The 18,081-nt window shown below is 43.0% G+C and carries 17 protein-coding genes; all 17 read left to right on the top strand.

Annotated features, from left to right (window positions below):
• Nucleotides 1-20: 20 nt before the first annotated feature.
• The 17 genes from wcaK (at nucleotide 21) to FDW97_RS06805 (ending at nucleotide 18,067) form a co-directional block, all read left to right on the top strand.
• Nucleotides 21-1,301 (top strand): colanic acid biosynthesis pyruvyl transferase WcaK, encoded by a 1,281-nt coding sequence (wcaK, locus tag FDW97_RS06885; protein WP_137350808.1) that lies wholly within the window; start codon nucleotides 21-23, stop codon nucleotides 1,299-1,301.
• Nucleotides 1,298-2,518 carry a colanic acid biosynthesis glycosyltransferase WcaL gene (gene wcaL / locus FDW97_RS06880; protein ID WP_069323500.1) on the top strand — a complete coding sequence of 407 codons (1,221 nt, stop codon included), beginning with the start codon at nucleotides 1,298-1,300 and terminating at the stop codon, nucleotides 2,516-2,518. The genes wcaK and wcaL overlap by 4 nt, the downstream gene beginning before the upstream one ends.
• An 11-nt stretch (nucleotides 2,519-2,529) precedes the next feature.
• Nucleotides 2,530-3,924, top strand: a complete 1,395-nt coding sequence (gene wcaM / locus FDW97_RS06875) for a colanic acid biosynthesis protein WcaM (protein ID WP_137350807.1) — start codon at nucleotides 2,530-2,532, stop codon at nucleotides 3,922-3,924.
• Nucleotides 3,925-4,089: 165 nt separating this feature from the next.
• Complete coding sequence (gene galF / locus FDW97_RS06870; protein ID WP_085047932.1) at nucleotides 4,090-4,983, top strand: UTP--glucose-1-phosphate uridylyltransferase GalF; 894 nt, start codon at nucleotides 4,090-4,092, stop codon at nucleotides 4,981-4,983.
• Nucleotides 4,984-5,352: 369 nt separating this feature from the next.
• A complete protein-coding gene (gene rfbB, locus FDW97_RS06865; protein WP_137350806.1) occupies nucleotides 5,353-6,438 on the top strand; it encodes a dTDP-glucose 4,6-dehydratase in 1,086 nt (361 codons plus the stop codon).
• Complete coding sequence (gene rfbD / locus FDW97_RS06860) at nucleotides 6,438-7,337, top strand: dTDP-4-dehydrorhamnose reductase (protein ID WP_085047934.1); 900 nt, start codon at nucleotides 6,438-6,440, stop codon at nucleotides 7,335-7,337. Before rfbB ends, rfbD begins: the two co-directional genes overlap by 1 nt.
• A 50-nt stretch (nucleotides 7,338-7,387) precedes the next feature.
• Nucleotides 7,388-8,266, top strand: a complete 879-nt coding sequence (gene rfbA / locus FDW97_RS06855; RefSeq protein ID WP_085047935.1) for a glucose-1-phosphate thymidylyltransferase RfbA — start codon at nucleotides 7,388-7,390, stop codon at nucleotides 8,264-8,266.
• A gap of 3 nt (nucleotides 8,267-8,269) precedes the next feature.
• Nucleotides 8,270-8,818 (top strand): dTDP-4-dehydrorhamnose 3,5-epimerase, encoded by a 549-nt coding sequence (rfbC, locus tag FDW97_RS06850; protein ID WP_085047936.1) that lies wholly within the window; start codon nucleotides 8,270-8,272, stop codon nucleotides 8,816-8,818.
• 9 nt (nucleotides 8,819-8,827) lie between these two features.
• Complete coding sequence (locus tag FDW97_RS06845; RefSeq protein ID WP_137350805.1) at nucleotides 8,828-9,802, top strand: FAD-binding oxidoreductase; 975 nt, start codon at nucleotides 8,828-8,830, stop codon at nucleotides 9,800-9,802.
• Between the two features lie 15 nt (nucleotides 9,803-9,817).
• Nucleotides 9,818-10,591, top strand: coding sequence for a glucose-1-phosphate cytidylyltransferase (gene rfbF / locus FDW97_RS06840; RefSeq protein WP_085047938.1), 774 nt, complete (start codon nucleotides 9,818-9,820; stop codon nucleotides 10,589-10,591).
• Nucleotides 10,592-10,595: 4 nt separating this feature from the next.
• Nucleotides 10,596-11,678, top strand: a complete 1,083-nt coding sequence (rfbG, locus tag FDW97_RS06835; protein ID WP_137350804.1) for a CDP-glucose 4,6-dehydratase — start codon at nucleotides 10,596-10,598, stop codon at nucleotides 11,676-11,678.
• Between the two features lie 26 nt (nucleotides 11,679-11,704).
• A complete protein-coding gene (gene rfbH / locus FDW97_RS06830) occupies nucleotides 11,705-13,018 on the top strand; it encodes a lipopolysaccharide biosynthesis protein RfbH (RefSeq protein ID WP_085047940.1) in 1,314 nt (437 codons plus the stop codon).
• Between the two features lie 40 nt (nucleotides 13,019-13,058).
• A complete protein-coding gene (gene rfbJ, locus FDW97_RS06825) occupies nucleotides 13,059-13,916 on the top strand; it encodes a CDP-abequose synthase (RefSeq protein WP_085047941.1) in 858 nt (285 codons plus the stop codon).
• A complete protein-coding gene (locus tag FDW97_RS06820; protein WP_085047942.1) occupies nucleotides 13,913-15,253 on the top strand; it encodes a hypothetical protein in 1,341 nt (446 codons plus the stop codon). The genes rfbJ and FDW97_RS06820 overlap by 4 nt, the downstream gene beginning before the upstream one ends.
• Nucleotides 15,246-16,208 carry a glycosyltransferase family 2 protein gene (locus FDW97_RS06815; protein WP_085047943.1) on the top strand — a complete coding sequence of 321 codons (963 nt, stop codon included), beginning with the start codon at nucleotides 15,246-15,248 and terminating at the stop codon, nucleotides 16,206-16,208. The genes FDW97_RS06820 and FDW97_RS06815 overlap by 8 nt, the downstream gene beginning before the upstream one ends.
• 199 nt (nucleotides 16,209-16,407) lie before the next feature.
• Nucleotides 16,408-17,022: a transferase gene (locus FDW97_RS06810; protein WP_085047944.1), complete on the top strand. Its 615-nt coding sequence runs from the start codon at nucleotides 16,408-16,410 to the stop codon at nucleotides 17,020-17,022.
• Between the two features lies 1 nt (nucleotide 17,023).
• Nucleotides 17,024-18,067: a glycosyltransferase family A protein gene (locus FDW97_RS06805; protein ID WP_085047945.1), complete on the top strand. Its 1,044-nt coding sequence runs from the start codon at nucleotides 17,024-17,026 to the stop codon at nucleotides 18,065-18,067.
• The last annotated feature ends 14 nt before the right edge of the window (nucleotides 18,068-18,081 follow it).

Here is an 18,081-nt window from a genome sequence, read left to right as displayed (position 1 = left end):
CAACGCTTTAAGAGGTCATAATGAAACTATTAATTTTGGGCAACCATACCTGCGGGAACCGAGGGGATAGCGCTATTCTGCGCGGTTTGCTGGATGCCATTAACGCGCAGCGTCCCGAGACTGAAGTCGATGTTATGAGCCGCTACCCGGTAAGCTCATCATGGTTACTCAATCGTCCGGTGATGGGCGATCCGTTATATTCGCAGATGAAGCAACACAACAACGCCGCGGGTGTCATGGGACGGGTGAAGAAGGTCTTGCGCCGTCGCTATCAGCACCAGGTGCTGCTCTCGCGCGTCACCGACACCGGTAATCTGCGCAACATCGCTATCGCCCAGGGATTTACCGATTTTGTCCGTCTGTTGTCGCGCTATGACGCCATTATCCAGGTCGGCGGATCGTTTTTTGTTGATTTGTATGGCGTGCCGCAGTTCGAACATGCCCTGTGTTCATTTATGGCGAAAAAACCGCTGTACATGATTGGGCACAGCGTGGGGCCATTCCAGGATGAGCAGTTTAATCAACTGGCGAACTACGTTTTTGGCCACTGTAACGCGCTGATTTTGCGCGAATCCGTCAGTCTGGAACTGATGAAACGCAGCGCAATAACCACGGAAAAGGTTGAGGCAGGCGTGGATACCGCCTGGCTGGTCGACAATCATCATGAGGATTTTGAGCCAGGCTATGCCGTACAGCACTGGTTGCAAATGGTAGCAAAGCAGAAGACTGTGGCCATTACTTTGCGTGAGCTGGCGCCCTTTGATAAGCGTCTGGGGACGACGCAACAGGCTTATGAACAAGCCTTTGCCGGGGTAGTGAACCGCATTCTCGATGAAGGGTACCAGGTGATAGCGTTGTCAACCTGTACCGGTATCGATAGTTACAACAAAGATGATCGTATGGTGGCGTTGAACCTGCGTCAGCATGTTAACGACCCGGCCCGTTATCATGTGGTAATGGATGAACTCAACGACCTTGAGATGGGAAAAATTCTCGGGGCATGCGACCTGACGGTGGGCACTCGCCTGCACTCAGCCATCATCTCGATGAATTTTATGACGCCCGCCATCGCCATTAACTATGAGCATAAATCGGCAGGGATCATGCAGCAACTGGGGCTACCGGAGATGGCCGTCGATATTCGCCATTTGCTGGATGGCAGCCTTGAGGGCAAAGTCGCCGATATTCTCGGACAGCTTCCTGACCTGAACATACGGGTAGGGGACGCGGTTATGCGTGAACGCGAACGTGGGGTGCGTATGGTGCAGTCGGTATTAACGCGCATTGAGGGGGAAAAATGAAGATTGGTTTTTTCCTGCTTAAATTTCCACTCTCCTCAGAGACCTTCGTATTAAATCAGATCACTGCGTTCATCGATATGGGCTATGAGGTGGAGATTGTCGCGATGCATAAGGGCGATCTTGAAAATACGCATGCCTCATTTAATACCTACCAATTGGGCGACAAAACGCGCTGGTTGCTGAATGAACCGGACGGCAAACTGGCAAAGCTGAAATTCAGGGCGGCGGCTGCATTGCAGGGCATCACCCGCGCAGCCACCTGGAAAGCGCTGAATATCTCTCGCTATGGCGACGAGGCGCGCAATTTGATTTTGGCGGCTATTTGCGGTGGGAATCCGCAGGCATTTCAGGCGGATGTCTTTATTGCGCACTTTGGCCCGGCAGGCGTGACGGCTGCCAAACTGCGTGAGCTGGGAATGATCCGCGGGAAAATCGCCACGGTATTTCATGGCGTTGATGTTTCGCACCGGGATGTATTGGCCCGCTATACCCCCGAATATCAGCAGCTGTTTCAGCGCGGTGACTTGATGCTGCCCATCAGCAATCTCTGGGCCGGACGTTTAAAAAACATGGGATGTCCGCCGCAGAAAATTGCCGTCTCGCGTATGGGAATCGATATGACGCGTTTTACCCCGCGCCAACTGAAATCGCCAGCCGCGCCGTTGGAGATTATTTCTGTCGCGCGCTTAACCGAGAAAAAAGGGCTGCACGTCGCCATCGAAGCCTGTCGGCAGTTGAAAGAGCAGGGCGTCTTATTTCGCTATCGCATTCTTGGCATTGGTCCCTGGGAACGTCGTCTGCGGACGCTGATCGAACAATACCAACTCGATGATGTGATTGAGATGCCTGGCTTTAAACCCAGTCATCAGGTGAAGGAGATGCTTGAGCAAGCAGATGTATTTCTGCTGCCTTCGATTACCGGCAGGGATGGCGATATGGAGGGGATCCCGGTAGCGCTGATGGAGGCGATGGCGGTGGGGATCCCGGTCATTTCGACGGTTCACAGCGGGATCCCTGAGCTGGTGGAGTCGGGTAAATCTGGCTGGCTGGCACCGGAAAACGATGCCCAGGCGTTGGCTGAACGGTTAGCTGCATTCAGCCTGCTCGACAGCGAACAGGTGCAGCCGATTGTGCAATGCGCGCGAGAAAAAATTGAAGCTGAATTTAATCAGTTAGCGATCAATAAACAGTTAGCCAGCCTGCTGCAAACGATGTAAATCGAGGTTGTATGTCAGAGAAAAAACTCTCACGTCGTAGTTTTCTGACGGCAAGCTCTGCGCTTGTCGTGCTGCACTCTCCCGTTGGTCGGGCGCTTGAATCATCTGGCAGCGTCAATATTCAGGATTACAACCCAAAGGATTGGGTCGCATCTTTCAGGCAGGCATTCACGGAAGGGCAAACGGTAGTCGTACCCGAAGGGCTGGAATGTAAAAATATCAATACCGCGATTGTTATTCCGCCAGGCAAAACGCTATCGGTGCAAGGCCGCATAAGCGGCAACGGGCGTGGGCGCTTTGTTCTGCAGGATGGATGCAAGGTCATGGGCGAGCAGGGCGGTAGCCTGAGGAACGTTACTCTCGATGTGCGGGGGTCGGACTGCGTGATAAAAGGGATTGCCATGAGTGGTTTTGCTCCGGTAACGCAAATCTATATTGGCGGCAAAACCTCAAGGCTGATGCGCAATCTGACGATCGATGATATTACCGTCACGCGCGCTAACTATGGGATCCTGCGTCAGGGCTTTCATAACCGCATGGACGGCGTAAAGATCACGAACAGCCGTTTTAGCGATTTACAAGGGGACGCTATCGAATGGAATGTGGCGATTAACGACAGCAATATCCTCATTTCTGACCATGTTATCGAACGTATCAACTGTACTAACGGCAATGTGAACTGGGGTATCGGTATCGGGCTGGCGGGGAGTACTTATGACAATAGCTATCCCGAGGAACTGGCGGTAAAAAACTTTGTGGTGGCGAACATCACCGGTTCCGACTGCCGACAGTTAGTCCATGTGGAGAACGGCAAACATTTTGTCATTCGTAATATTACCGCGCGAAATATCACTCCGGATTTCAGTAAGAAAGCGGGCATTGATAATGCAACGGTCGCGATTTATGGGTGTGATAATTTCGTTATTGATAATATCAATATGGAGAATAGCGCAGGTATGCTCATTGGCTATGGCGTCATCAAAGGACGATATTTATCCATTCCGCAAAACTTTAAATTAAATAATATTCATCTGGATAACTCAAAACTGGAATACAAATTACGCGGCATTCAGATATCCTCGGGCAATGCCACGTCATTTGTGGCCATCACTAATGTGGCGATGAAGCGCGCCACGCTGGAGTTGCACAACCAACCGCAACACCTTTTCTTACGTAACATCAAGGTTATGCAGCAATCCACGACGGGACCTGCGCTAAGGATGCATTTTGATCTGCGCCAGGATGTACGCGGAAAATTTATGGCTAAACAGGAAACCTTGCTATCACTGGCGAATATCCATGCGGTAAACGAAAACGGGCAAAGTTCAGTTGACATTGACCGTATAAACCATCAGGTGGTTAATGTTGAAGCGGTGAATTTCCGACTACCGGGACAGGGGAGGTAACTTTGCGACCATTCCTGGCTCGAATTGAACCTACTTGAGCTTAAGATTACTGCATTCCGCAGATAAGCGGCGTAACATGCGCTGTATCGGTGAAATGTAATTCATACTGGCTAAAACAAGCTAAAAAGCTATAATTCAGCAACAATTGAATAGGTGAATGACTTAATGACTAATTTGAAAGCAGTTATTCCGGTAGCGGGCCTCGGGATGCACATGTTGCCTGCCACGAAGGCAATCCCTAAAGAGATGCTGCCGATCGTAGACAAGCCGATGATTCAATACATTGTCGACGAGATTGTAGCTGCTGGCATTAAAGAAATCGTTCTGGTAACGCATGCGTCAAAGAATGCAGTAGAAAACCACTTCGATACATCTTATGAACTCGAATCGTTGCTTGAGCAGCGCGTCAAGCGCCAGTTGCTGGCTGAGGTTCAGTCTATCTGTCCTCCCGGCGTGACTATCATGAACGTTCGCCAGGCGCAATTACTCGGTCTTGGTCATTCAATTCTTTGTGCTCGCCCAATTATCGGGGACAACCCGTTCGTCGTTGTATTACCGGACGTCGTTCTGGATACAGCAAGTGCGGACCCTCTGCGCTACAATCTGGCTGCCATGGTTGCTCGTTTTAATGAAACCGGGCGCAGTCAGGTGCTGGCTAAGCGTATGGATGGCGATCTGTCCGAGTATTCCGTTATTCAGACCAAAGAGCCTTTGGACAACGAAGGTAAAGTCAGCCGTATCGTTGAATTCATTGAGAAACCAGATCAGCCGCAAACGCTGGATTCCGATCTGATGGCGGTAGGGCGCTATGTGCTTTCGGCTGATATTTGGGCTGAATTAGAGCATACACAACCTGGCGCGTGGGGACGTATTCAGTTAACAGATGCGATTGCAGAACTGGCGAAAAAACAGTCTGTCGATGCCATGTTAATGACGGGCGACAGTTACGACTGCGGTAAAAAAATGGGTTATATGCAGGCGTTCGTTAAGTATGGTTTGCGTAATCTGAAGGAAGGGGCTAAGTTCCGCAAGAGCATCGAAAAGCTACTTAACGAGTAGAGTTTCACAGGACTTTGTGACGGTAAGCCAGAAAAAATAGCGGCAGCTAACACCCCAACGCCTATGATTTATGCAGTGGAGTGTTACTGTCGTTTTTCATATTAAAAATAAAGAATTACAACGAGTTAACCTACTAATTTTAATCTGTTTTTTGTTGGATTTTTTCTTGTTTCTGTAAGCATTTGGTAAGACAATTAGCGTTTGAATTTTGCCTGCTTTGCGATAGCTGGCGGGCAGGTTACATCTTTATCATTCAAGTAGTGCTCTGGTTGCTGCAAGGCCAGGGGCGGTAGCGTGCATAATGCCCAGATGCGCATTATGTGCCAGCATGTTAATAGTATTCATATAAACGATATTCGGAATTAAAACGTGAAAATACTAGTTACTGGTGGGGCGGGTTTCATTGGATCTGCAGTAGTTCGTCATATTATTAAAAATACTCAGGATACTGTTGTTAATGTCGATAAACTTACCTACGCCGGTAACCTTGAGTCCCTTGCTGAAGTCAGTGAAAATAGTCGATATTATTTTGAACTCGCGGATATTTGTGATAAGGCGGCTATGGAACATATTTTCGCCGCGCATAAACCAGATGCAGTAATGCATCTGGCTGCTGAAAGTCATGTTGATCGCTCTATTACTGGTCCTGCAGACTTTATTGAAACGAATATCGTCGGCACTTATGCATTACTCGAAGCCGCTCGTGGCTACTGGAACGGGCTGGATGCAGATAAAAAACAGGCATTTCGTTTCCATCATATCTCCACGGATGAAGTATACGGCGACCTGCCACATCCCGACGAGGTACAAGCCGGTAGCACTTTGCCGTTGTTTACGGAAAATACGGCCTATGCACCGAGCAGCCCGTACTCGGCTTCTAAAGCCTCCAGCGATCATCTGGTTCGCGCATGGTTACGCACCTATGGTTTTCCGACAATCGTCACCAACTGTTCCAACAACTACGGCCCGTATCACTTCCCTGAAAAGCTGATTCCGCTGGTGATCCTGAATGCACTTGAGGGTAAAGCATTGCCAATTTATGGCAGAGGCGATCAGATTCGCGACTGGTTGTATGTTGAAGATCATGCCCGAGCGTTATACACCGTTGTGACCAGGGGCATTGTAGGTGAAACCTATAATATCGGGGGTCATAACGAGAAGAAAAACCTGGACGTGGTACATACTATTTGCGATCTACTGGATGAGATTGTGCCTAAAGAAGGTTCTTACCGCGATCAAATAACGTATGTGGCGGATAGGCCTGGGCACGATCGCCGCTATGCGATTGATGCAGCGAAAATCAGCGATGAACTGGGCTGGAAGCCGCTGGAAACCTTCGAGAGCGGGATCCGTAAGACTGTTGAGTGGTATCTGTCGAATACGCAGTGGGTTGAAAATGTGAAAAGCGGCGCCTACAAGACGTGGATCGAGCAGAATTACGGAGAACGCAACTAATGAATATTCTGCTGTTTGGTAAAACAGGGCAGGTGGGTTGGGAACTACAACGCGCACTAGCCCCGCTGGGGAACCTGATTGCGTTAGATGTACATTCAACTGACTATTGCGGTGACTTCAGCGATCCGCTGGGCGTGGCAGACACCGTCCGTCGTATCTGGCCTGACGTTATCGTCAACGCAGCTGCCCATACGGCAGTAGATAAGGCCGAGTCTGAAATAGAATTTGCGCGATTGCTAAATGCGACCAGCGTGGAGGCAATTGCCAAAGCTGCCGCAGAAATCGGGGCATGGGTAGTGCATTACTCCACGGACTACGTTTTTCCTGGTACCGGCGAAACACCATGGCGAGAAACAGATGCTACAGCGCCGCTTAATGTCTACGGTGAAACGAAACTGGCGGGTGAAAAAGTACTACAAACGCACTGTGCCAACCATCTGATTTTCAGAACCAGCTGGGTGTATGCCGGTAAAGGCAATAATTTTGCGAAAACGATGCTGAAACTGGCAAAAGAGCGCGCAGAGCTTTCGGTGATTAACGACCAGTTCGGTGCGCCAACCGGGGCGGAACTTCTTGCTGACTGTACGGCACATGCTATCCGCGTTGCGATGAACAAACCCGAGGTGGCTGGACTCTACCACTTGGTTGCAGGTGGTACTACGACCTGGCATGACTATGCAGCGCTGGTATTTGAGGAAGCCCGTAAGGCAGGAATTAAACTGGCATTAACCCAGTTAAATGCGGTGCCGACCAGTGCTTATCCTACATCCGCACGCCGTCCAGAAAATTCTCGCCTGAACACTGAAAAATTCCAGAATAACTTTGATCTGGTATTACCTCAGTGGGACGTGGGTGTAAAACGTATGCTGACTGAATTGTTCACGACAACGGCGATTTGAACCTTTTTAACGCCCGTTAACGGACATTTTGTACACAAAGAGATGATGAAATGAAAACGCGTAAAGGGATTATTTTAGCTGGTGGTTCAGGAACTCGTCTTTACCCAGTCACTATGGCTGTTAGCAAGCAACTGCTGCCGATCTATGATAAGCCAATGATCTATTACCCGCTTTCCACGCTGATGCTGGCAGGTATTCGTGACATTTTGATTATTAGTACCCCACAGGATACCCCGCGATTTGAACAGTTACTGGGTGACGGCAGCCAGTGGGGACTAAATATACAGTATAAAGTACAACCGACGCCGGATGGCCTGGCCCAGGCATTTATTATTGGTGAAGAGTTTATCGGTAATGATGATTGTGCTCTGGTGCTTGGCGACAACATTTTTTACGGTCATGACCTGCCTAAATTAATGGATACAGCTGTTAATCAAGAAAGCGGCGCAACCGTATTTGCCTATCATGTTAACGATCCTGAACGTTACGGTGTAGTTGAGTTCGATAAAAGTGGTACAGCAGTTAGCCTTGAAGAAAAACCACTCGAGCCGAAAAGTAATTATGCGGTGACAGGGTTATATTTCTATGACAACGCTGTTGTTGAAATGGCAAAGAACTTAAAACCTTCAGCACGTGGCGAACTGGAAATTACCGACATTAACCAAATTTATATGGAACAGGGAAGGTTATCTGTTGCAATGATGGGACGTGGCTATGCGTGGCTTGATACAGGTACCCATCAAAGCCTAATCGAAGCCAGTAACTTTATTGCCACTATCGAAGAACGCCAGGGTCTGAAGGTCTCCTGTCCGGAAGAAATCGCTTATCGTAAAGGATTCATTGATGCTGCACAGGTTGCAAAACTTGCAGAACCCTTGTCAAAGAATGATTATGGCAAATACCTTAAAAGAATGATTAAAGGTTTCTAATAAATGAATGTTATTAAAACAGCAATTCCAGACGTTTTAATTTTTGAGCCGAAAGTATTTGGCGATGAACGGGGATTCTTTTTCGAAAGTTTTAACCACAGAATTTTTGAGGAAGCAGTTGGCCGTAAAATATCTTTTGTGCAAGATAATCACTCGAAATCTCGCAAAGGAGTACTGAGAGGTCTGCATTTTCAAAAAGGAGAGCATGCACAAGGTAAATTAGTGCGCTGTACTCTGGGTGAAGTATTTGATGTCGCAGTCGATATCCGCACCAGTTCACCAACATTCGGAAAGTGGGTCGGCGTACATCTGTCAGCAGAAAATAAAAAGCAATTGTGGATTCCTGAAGGTTTTGCACATGGTTTCGTCACTCTTAGCGAAACTGCCGAGTTTCTTTATAAAGCAACTAATTATTATGCGCCATCTGCTGAAGGCAGTATATTGTGGAGTGATGACGCAATTGGTATCGAATGGCCGATAACACAGCAGCCTGAACTTTCAGTAAAAGATGCGGTTGCTCCGCTGTTAAAACAAGCTTCCTTATTTGAGTAAATAATTACTGTGTCACATCTAATCAAAATTTTTCCATCAGATATCGAATTCTCTGGAGCAGAGGACTCATCAATCCTTGATTCGGCACTGGCTGCGGGTATACATCTGGAACACAGTTGTAAAAATGGGGATTGCGGAGTTTGTGAATCGACACTTCTCGCCGGAGAGGCAACAGATCCTCAGGGTAGAGTATATGGTCAAGGTGATAAAATCCTGACGTGCAATTGTAAGCCCAAGAGTAACCTGCAATTACAGGCCTTGTACTATCCTGAATTGCAAGGACAGGTAAAAAAGATTGTGCCTTGCAAAGTAAATAGTATTGAGCTTGTCTCTGCGGACGTCATGAAGTTAACTCTTCGTTTACCACCGACTGCAAAAATGGACTTTCTTCCGGGCCAATTTATTAACCTGCAGCATGAGGGCGTAACGCGTAGCTATTCTATTGCGAATAGCAATGAAGCTGATGGGATTGAGTTGCACATCAGAAATGTTGCCAATGGTCAAATGAGCTCATTGATTTTCAGTGAACTACAAGTTAACACTCTGATGCGTATCGAAGGCCCATGTGGAACTTTTTTTATCAGAGAAAGTGACCGTCCTATTATTTTTATCGCGGGGGGGACTGGATTTGCCCCGGTTAAAGCCATGGTTGAGCACTTGGTGAAAAAAACATCATCTCGCGAGATCTATATCTATTGGGGTATGACTTTAGCCAAAGATTTTTATTCTGCACTACCGCAAGAACTAGATGAAAAATTTGAACAAATTCATTTTGTTCCGGTGGTGTCTGGTGATGATCCAACATGGGGTGGGCGAAAAGGTTTTGTTCACCATGCAGTAATAGAAGATTTTGATTCGCTGGAGCCATTTGACATTTATGCTTGTGGCTCACCGATCATGATCGAAGCATGCAAAAAAGATTTTATTTCTAAAAAAATGTCAGTTGATAATTTCTATTGTGATGCTTTTACCGCATCTAAATAAAATAGAGGATTAGGTATGAAAGCGGTGATTTTGGCTGGTGGGCTTGGTACCAGATTAAGTGAAGAAACAATAGTAAAACCAAAGCCAATGGTTGAAATTGGTGGTAAACCGATACTTTGGCATATTATGAAAATGTACTCTGCCCACGGCATTAAAGATTTTATTATCTGCTGTGGGTATAAAGGGTATGTAATCAAAGAATATTTTGCAAACTATTTCCTGCATATGTCTGATGTAACATTCCATATGGCAGAGAATCGAATGGAAGTTCATCACAAGCGTGTAGAACCATGGAACGTAACTTTGGTTGATACAGGTGATTCTTCTATGACTGGCGGACGTTTGAAGCGCGTAGCCGAATATGTAAAAGATGATGAAGCCTTCCTGTTTACCTATGGCGATGGTGTTGCTGATATTAATATCCGAGCGACAATTGATTTTCATAAAGCACATGGTAAAAAAGCGACCCTGACGGCGACTTTTCCTCCGGGACGTTTTGGTGCGCTGGATATCCGTGGTGGCCAGGTTCAATCATTTCAGGAAAAACCGAAAGGCGATGGTGCAATGATTAACGGTGGCTTCTTTGTGCTGAATCCTTCGGTAATTGATCTCATTGAAAATGATGCGACTACCTGGGAACAAGAGCCGTTGATGACATTGGCGAAACAGGGTGAACTCATGGCCTATGAGCATGCAGGATTCTGGCAGCCGATGGACACGCTGCGTGATAAAACGTATCTTGAAGGTCTATGGGAAAAAGGGACTGCCCCTTGGAAAACGTGGGAGTGATATCATGATTGATAAGAGCTTCTGGCAGGGCAAGCGTGTATTTATTACCGGTCATACGGGGTTTAAGGGGGGGTGGCTTTCTCTTTGGCTAAGTGAAATGGGCGCAACGCTAAAAGGGTATTCCCTTGATGCCCCCACAACCCCAAGTTTATTTGACATTGCCAATATCAGTTCGCTGATGGAGTCGGAAATAGGTGATATTCGTGATTTTGAAAAATTACGTGGCTCAATAGCATCTTTTAAGCCAGAAATTATTTTCCATATGGCAGCACAACCTCTTGTCAGACTGTCTTACAAAGAGCCTATTGAAACTTATTCAACGAATGTCATGGGTACAGTGCATTTACTTGAAGCGGTAAAACAAGTTGGTGGCATAAAGGCTGTAGTTAATATCACCAGCGATAAATGCTATGAAAATCGTGAATGGGTTTGGGGTTACCGCGAAAACGAAGCTATGGGCGGCTATGATCCATACTCTAATAGCAAAGGATGTGCTGAATTAGTTGCTTCTGCATTTCGTCGTTCGTTTTTTAATCCTCAAAATTATGCTCACCATGGTGTTGGCCTTGCTTCAGTTAGAGCAGGAAACGTTATTGGTGGTGGTGATTGGGCGGAAGATCGTCTGATTCCCGATATTTTGCGTTCTTTTGAGAATGACCAGCAGGTTGTTATTCGTAACCCTCACTCCATCCGGCCATGGCAACACGTACTTGAACCACTTTCAGGATATATCGTGGTTGCACAAAAACTCTACACTGACGGTGTGAAATACTCAGAAGGTTGGAATTTTGGCCCTCGTGAAGAGGATGCTAAAACGGTTGAGTTTATTGTCGATAAGATGGTTACGTTGTGGGGAGAGGGGGCGAGTTGGTTGTTGGATGGCGAGGATCATCCACATGAGGCACACTATCTCAAACTGGACTGCTCAAAAGCGCATATGCAATTAGGTTGGCACCCTCGATGGGCGCTAGTTGAAACACTTGGTCGTATTGTTAAATGGCACAAAGCATGGATAAACGGCTCGGATATGCTGGAATATTCGAAACGTGAAATTCATGATTACATGACCACTACTACTTTTAGCTAAAATAGATAAGTACAGGAATTATAGCAATGACAGCAAAAAACCTGCGTGAACAAATTTCCAAACTCGTTGCCGAGTATGCCGATGAGGCGTTAAGCCCAAAACCTTTTAATGCAGGTGTGAGTGTTGTACCACCTTCAGGAAAGGTCATCGGCGCCAAAGAATTGCAGCTGATGGTTGAAGCATCTTTAGATGGATGGCTTACCACGGGGCGTTTTAATGATGCTTTCGAAAAGAAACTCGGTGAGTTTATTGGCGTGCCTCACGTATTAACAACCACTTCAGGCTCGTCAGCAAACTTGTTAGCGTTAACTGCATTGACCTCACCAAAATTAGGCAACCGTGCACTGAAGCCAGGTGATGAAGTTATTACTGTCGCAGCAGGATTTCCCACAACTGTTAACCCAGCAATCCAGAACGGATTGATTCCAGTTTTTGTTGATGTAGATATCCCAACTTATAATGTTGATGCTTCTCTTATTGAAGCCGCTGTTAGTGAAAAATCAAAAGCGATTATGATCGCGCACACATTGGGTAACACGTTTGATTTAACTGAAGTTCGCCGTATTGCAGATAAGTATAATCTTTGGTTAATCGAAGATTGCTGTGATGCACTTGGCTCGACGTATGATGGCCAGATGGTAGGTACATTCGGTGATATTGGGACTGTGAGTTTCTATCCGGCCCACCATATCACGATGGGAGAGGGGGGGGCTGTCTTCACTAAATCGGGTGAGTTAAAGAAATTGATTGAGTCTTTCCGCGACTGGGGGCGTGATTGTTACTGCGCGCCAGGTTGTGATAATACCTGCGGGAAACGTTTTGGTCAGCAACTTGGTTCTCTGCCGTTCGGATACGATCACAAATACACCTATTCTCATTTGGGTTATAACCTGAAGATTACGGATATGCAGGCTGCATGTGGCCTGGCACAGCTAGAGCGCGTTGAAGAGTTTGTGCAAAAGCGCAAAGAGAACTTTGTATATCTTAAGCAAGGTTTACAATCCTGTGCTGAGTTTCTTGAGTTGCCGGAAGCCACAGCGAAATCTGACCCCTCCTGGTTCGGTTTCCCTATAACACTTAAAGAAACTAGCGGTGTTGAACGTATCGATTTAGTGAAGTTTCTTGATGAAGCCAAAATCGGTACCCGTCTGTTATTCGCAGGTAATCTGACTCGTCAACCGTATTTCGCGAATGTGAAGTATCGAGTAGTGGGTGAATTAACAAATACAGACCGCATAATGAATCAAACCTTCTGGATTGGTATTTATCCAGGACTGACTAATGAACACTTAGATTATGTGGTTAATAAGTTTGAAGAATTCTTTGGTTTGAATTTCTAATTATTAATATAGGGCGCTTAATGTGAATAAGAAAATCTTAATGACAGGTGCTACTAGCTTTGTAGGTACCCATCTGCTACTGAGTCTAATAAAGGAAGGTTATAGCATTATTGCATTAAAGCGTCCTACTACGGAGCCAACGATTGTTAATGCCTTGATTAAATGGGTAAATATATCTGATATAGAAAAAAAAAGTGAATTTCCTGAAAATATTTATGCAATAATACACATTGCAACAGATTATGGTCGGGATGGAACATCTATATTGGAACAATATAAATGTAATGTACTGTTGCCTACAAGGTTGCTTGAACTACTGCCAACGCTAAAATCTAAATTTTTCATTTCCACTGACTCTTTTTTTGGAAAGTATGAGAGGCAGTATGGATATATGCGGTCATATATGGCATCTAAAAGACACTTTATTGAACTTTCTAAAATATATGTAGAGGAAAATCCGGACGTTTGTTTTATAAACCTACGCTTGGAACATGTATATGGTGAAGAGGACAAAGCAGGTAAGCTGATTCCTTATATTATTAATAAAATGAAGAATAACGAAGATATTGATTGTACAATCGCGAAGCAAAAAAGAGATTTCATTTATATAGATGACGTTGTTTCGGCATATTTGAAAATTCTAAAAGAAGGATTTAATCCCGGGCATTATGATGTTGAAGTAGGTACTGGACGATCGGTTGAATTAAAAGAAGTGTTTGAGATAATAAAAAAAGAACTAAATAGCATTAGCAAGATAAATTATGGAGCAATTACGATGCGTAATGATGAAATTATGGAGTCTCACGCAGATACTTCTTTTTTGAATCGATTGGGATGGAGTGCCGATTTTTCCCTTTATGATGGTATGAAAAAAATGTTGAGAACGAAAGGTCAATGAATCGTATTATCAGAATATTGGGTGTAGATAAAGCAATTCGCTATGTCATTTTTGGTAAAGTAATATCTGTTTTAACAGGACTGTTGCTGATACTGCTGATATCGCACTATTTATCTAAAGATACACAGGGCTACTATTATACATTTAATTCAGTAGTGGCATTGCAAATAATTTTTGAATTGGGATTGTCAACGGTAATAATACAATTCGCTAGTCATGAAATGTCAGGTCTAAAATATGATTTTTCTGAAAAAAATATTATTGGCGAAAGTTTAAATAAAAAACGCTATCTCTCACTATTTCAGTTGGCAATAAAATGGTATGCAGCAATAGCATTGTTAATACTATTAGTAGTAGGGCCCGTTGGTTATATATTTTTTACGCAAGAAAATGACTTGGGAGTGCATTGGCAGGGGGCATGGCTATTATTAACAATAGCAACAGCTTTGAATATTTTTCTTGTTTCAGTTATTTCTGTCGCTGAGGGTACTGGTTTAGTTGCCGATGTAAATAAAATGAGAATGTACCAATCTCTGTTAGCTGGTATATTGGCTGTAAGCTTTCTAGTTTGTGGTTTTGGACTGTATGCTACTTCTGCAATAGCTCTCGCTGGTACTATTATATTCTCTATCTTTTCATATAAGCATTTTAAAAATATTTTCATTCAATCTTTTAAGCGTAAAAGTGAATGTATTTTGGAGGGGATTTCATGGAGGCATGAGATATTTCCTATGCAATGGCGAATTGCCCTGAGTTGGATATCTGGGTATTTTATCTATTTTGCAATGACTCCAATTGCATTTAAGTATTTTGGGGCCGCCTATGCAGGGCAACTGGGGATGTCTTTAACATTATGCAATATGGTGATGGCTACAGGCTTGGCTTGGATATCTACTAAATATCCAAGATGGGGAGTAATGGTTTCCAGCAAGCAGCAGGCAGAACTGAGTAAATCTTTTAAAAATGCAGTAATGCAATCCACCCTTTTTGTTCTTGCTGGTTTAGCTGGTGTGTACATTTCTCTATGGCTATTGAAATTATCTGGTTCAAACATTGTAGAGAGATTCCTTGAATTACAGGATTTCTTCTTTCTATCTGTAGCAATTATTGGCAACCACCTTGTAGCCTGCGGTGCGACCTATATAAGGGCCCATAAAACTGAAAAAATGACATTGGCGTCATGCATTATGGCACTACTGACTATAACTACAATGTGGTTTATAGCGTATTCAGGATATTCTGGGTTCTACATGTTAATGTTTGCAGTGTTGACATGGGGATATTTTATTCCACAAACTTATATGATATTTAGAAAATTTAAGAGTACTTATGAGTAATAGACCTCTTCTGACTATTGCAATTCCAACATATAACCGTTCTTCATGCTTAGCTCGTTTGCTTGATAGCATAATTCAACAGGATAACTATTGCTGTGACGAACTTGAAGTTATCATTTGTGATAATGCATCAGTAGATGAAACAGCAACAATAGCCAAGAGTTACTCGGACAAAATAAAAAACTGTACTTATCATCTTAATCAAAAAAACTTAGGAATGGATGGTAATTTCAAAAAATGTTTCGAGTTATCAAATGGAAAATATCTTTGGATGATTGGAGACGATGATCTAATTGTTAAGGGGGGGGTTTCTAAAGTTTTGTCGATAATAAAGTCTCATCCGTCGTTAGATATGATTCATGTAGGTTCAGCAGCAAAGACGGCATTGAGACATGATATTGACACAAGGGTATCATTTTACTCAAATGATGTGGATTTTATTTCAGATGTAAAAATTATGTTTACTTTTATTTCTGGGATGATATGCAAGAGAACTGATAAACTTATTAGGGATGTTAGCATTTTCAGTCCTCGAATCTCTGGAAAATATCTCATGCATTTAACATGGCAATTATCATTACTTAAACATGGAGCTGATTTTGCTGTTATACACAATAATATAATTGTGGCTGAAGCGGATAATTCTGGAGGGTATCATCTATACAAGGTATTTTCCTATAATCTTGCGACGATCTTTGATATATTTTATCCTAGAAAAAACAGTGTAAGTAAGAAAATTCGAACATCGGCATGCTTCTTTCTACTTAACTTTATAGGTGATGAAGATAAAACTAAGAACTTCGATACAAAAAATTATTTAAAAGATTGCGATAGTGCATTTATTGATCTGGCTCCTTATAAATATGGGCTAAGATTTTTCTACAAGTATCCTAACATGGTGCCATTACTTAGAAAAATAAAATTGATTATAAAAATGGTTTTAATGCAAAAATGAAAAATACTCCTAATAATTTATTATGGTGAATCCAATATCTGTGATAAATATACAATTGTATAGTTTTCAAAATGAGAGGCTGTGTGGTTTGAGTCTTATAAATCTCAACCAGCTACAGATAGATAAATTGATGTAAAGTCAATGAGTGACTCTTCAATTTCTATTAATTAAACTATGCGACTAGCTATAGGACTATTTAATGTTTGGCTATAGTGTAAGATTACAATTATTTCATATTATATCGTTGTTGAGCAAAGTTAGGCGGAAACTTAAAGCAAAGTTTTTTACTATGCTTACTGGATACGATTTCGAAATGGTTGGAAGAAATTTTAAATTTAAAGTTAGACCTTACATCAAAAAAAATAATGGGTGGCCCAAATGGGGTAGTATGCGTATTGGTGATAACTGCTGGATTGAAGCTGTATATGATTACGCTGGTGAAAAATTTGAACCTTGCTTACATATAGGTGAGCGTTTATGTGCAAGTGACAACGTTCATATTTCTTGTGTATCGTCTTTAATTTTAGAAAATGACATATTAATAGGAAGCAAAGTCTACATAGGAGATCATAGCCATGGTAGCTATAAAACTGGCTGTTCGGGACTAGCACCACCAGCTAATAAAATGTTAGGTGATATTGCTCCTATTAAAATTGGGAGCTGTTGTTGGATTGGAGATAATGCAGTAATTTTAGCTGGCAGTGAAATTTGTGGTGGTTGTGTAATTGCAGCTAATGCAGTAGTCAAAGATTTGAAAGTTGATAAGCCATGTTTAATTGGTGGAGTTCCTGCCAAAGTATTAAAGGTTTTTTAAAATGAATGTTTTTATCAGTATTTGCATACCTTCCTATAACCGTGCAGAATTTTTAGAGCCCTTATTGGATAGCATATACAATCAAGACTATGCTACTAATAATACAGACTTCGAAGTTATTATTTGTGAAGACAAATCTCCACAAAGAGATGAAATAAAGTCTATTATTGAAAAATATAAGATAAAAAACAATAAAGCTAACCTTAATATTAATCTGAACAAAGACAATTTAGGGTATGATAGAAATTTAAAAAATTGCATTAGTTCTGCTACTGGCAAATATTGCATGATCATGGGCAATGATGATCTGTTAGCTGATGGAGCTTTATCTAAGATCGTTACTGTCTTGAAGGCAAATCCTGATATTGTATTGGCAACGCGGGCGTATGGTTGGTTTAAAGAAAATCCAAATGAATTATGCGATACCGTTCGCCATTTAACTGAGGATACATTATTCCAACCAGGCATAGATGCTATTAAATTTTTCTTCCGTAGAGTTGGTGTTATTTCTGGTTTTATAGTGAATGCCGAGAAAGCAAATAGATTATCCTGTGATATTTTTGATGGCCGATTATATTATCAAATGTATCTGGCTGGAATGCTTATGGCTGAAGGTCAAGGATACTATTTTAGTGATGTAATTACTTTGTCAAGAGATACAGAAGCTCCTGATTTTGGTAATGCAGGAACTGAAAAAGGTATTTTCACCCCAGGTGGTTATAAACCTGAGGGGCGGATACATATGGTTGAAGGACTTCTCCTCATAGCAAAACATATAGAAAATACAACAAAAATTAATGGTGTCTATGCTGGTATTAAAAGGGATTTAGCAAACTATTTTTATCCTTACATTCGAGATCAACTTGATTTACCATTAACTACATATTTAAAAATGATTAATGATTTCCGAAAAATCGGTTTTGCTAATGAAAAGTTGTTTTATATTCATGCTATTTTGGGATATGTATTAAAACGAAAAGGTTATGATGCGTTGATTAAATATATTCGTAGCAAAAATGGCGGCACTCCGCGTCTTGGTATTTAAACTCTCTAAATTAA

The sequence above is a fragment of the Citrobacter sp. wls708 genome (genome assembly GCF_005281255.1).
Taxonomy (GTDB): domain Bacteria; phylum Pseudomonadota; class Gammaproteobacteria; order Enterobacterales; family Enterobacteriaceae; genus Citrobacter; species Citrobacter werkmanii.
This window is presented reverse-complemented; position numbering and strand designations above follow the sequence as displayed.

What these genes read in the sequence shown, in the direction of transcription:
- wcaK (WP_137350808.1), top strand. Translation starts at nt 21, where the DNA reads ATGAAACTATTAATTTTGGGCAACCATACCTGCGGGAACCGAGGGGAT.
- wcaL (WP_069323500.1), top strand. Translation starts at nt 1,298, where the DNA reads ATGAAGATTGGTTTTTTCCTGCTTAAATTTCCACTCTCCTCAGAGACC.
- wcaM (WP_137350807.1), top strand. Translation starts at nt 2,530, where the DNA reads ATGTCAGAGAAAAAACTCTCACGTCGTAGTTTTCTGACGGCAAGCTCT.
- galF (WP_085047932.1), top strand. Translation starts at nt 4,090, where the DNA reads ATGACTAATTTGAAAGCAGTTATTCCGGTAGCGGGCCTCGGGATGCAC.
- rfbD (WP_085047934.1), top strand. Translation starts at nt 6,438, where the DNA reads ATGAATATTCTGCTGTTTGGTAAAACAGGGCAGGTGGGTTGGGAACTA.
- rfbA (WP_085047935.1), top strand. Translation starts at nt 7,388, where the DNA reads ATGAAAACGCGTAAAGGGATTATTTTAGCTGGTGGTTCAGGAACTCGT.
- rfbC (WP_085047936.1), top strand. Translation starts at nt 8,270, where the DNA reads ATGAATGTTATTAAAACAGCAATTCCAGACGTTTTAATTTTTGAGCCG.
- rfbF (WP_085047938.1), top strand. Translation starts at nt 9,818, where the DNA reads ATGAAAGCGGTGATTTTGGCTGGTGGGCTTGGTACCAGATTAAGTGAA.
- rfbG (WP_137350804.1), top strand. Translation starts at nt 10,596, where the DNA reads ATGATTGATAAGAGCTTCTGGCAGGGCAAGCGTGTATTTATTACCGGT.
- rfbH (WP_085047940.1), top strand. Translation starts at nt 11,705, where the DNA reads ATGACAGCAAAAAACCTGCGTGAACAAATTTCCAAACTCGTTGCCGAG.
- rfbJ (WP_085047941.1), top strand. Translation starts at nt 13,059, where the DNA reads ATGACAGGTGCTACTAGCTTTGTAGGTACCCATCTGCTACTGAGTCTA.
- FDW97_RS06820 (WP_085047942.1), top strand. Translation starts at nt 13,913, where the DNA reads ATGAATCGTATTATCAGAATATTGGGTGTAGATAAAGCAATTCGCTAT.
- FDW97_RS06815 (WP_085047943.1), top strand. Translation starts at nt 15,246, where the DNA reads ATGAGTAATAGACCTCTTCTGACTATTGCAATTCCAACATATAACCGT.
- FDW97_RS06810 (WP_085047944.1), top strand. Translation starts at nt 16,408, where the DNA reads ATGTTTGGCTATAGTGTAAGATTACAATTATTTCATATTATATCGTTG.
- FDW97_RS06805 (WP_085047945.1), top strand. Translation starts at nt 17,024, where the DNA reads ATGAATGTTTTTATCAGTATTTGCATACCTTCCTATAACCGTGCAGAA.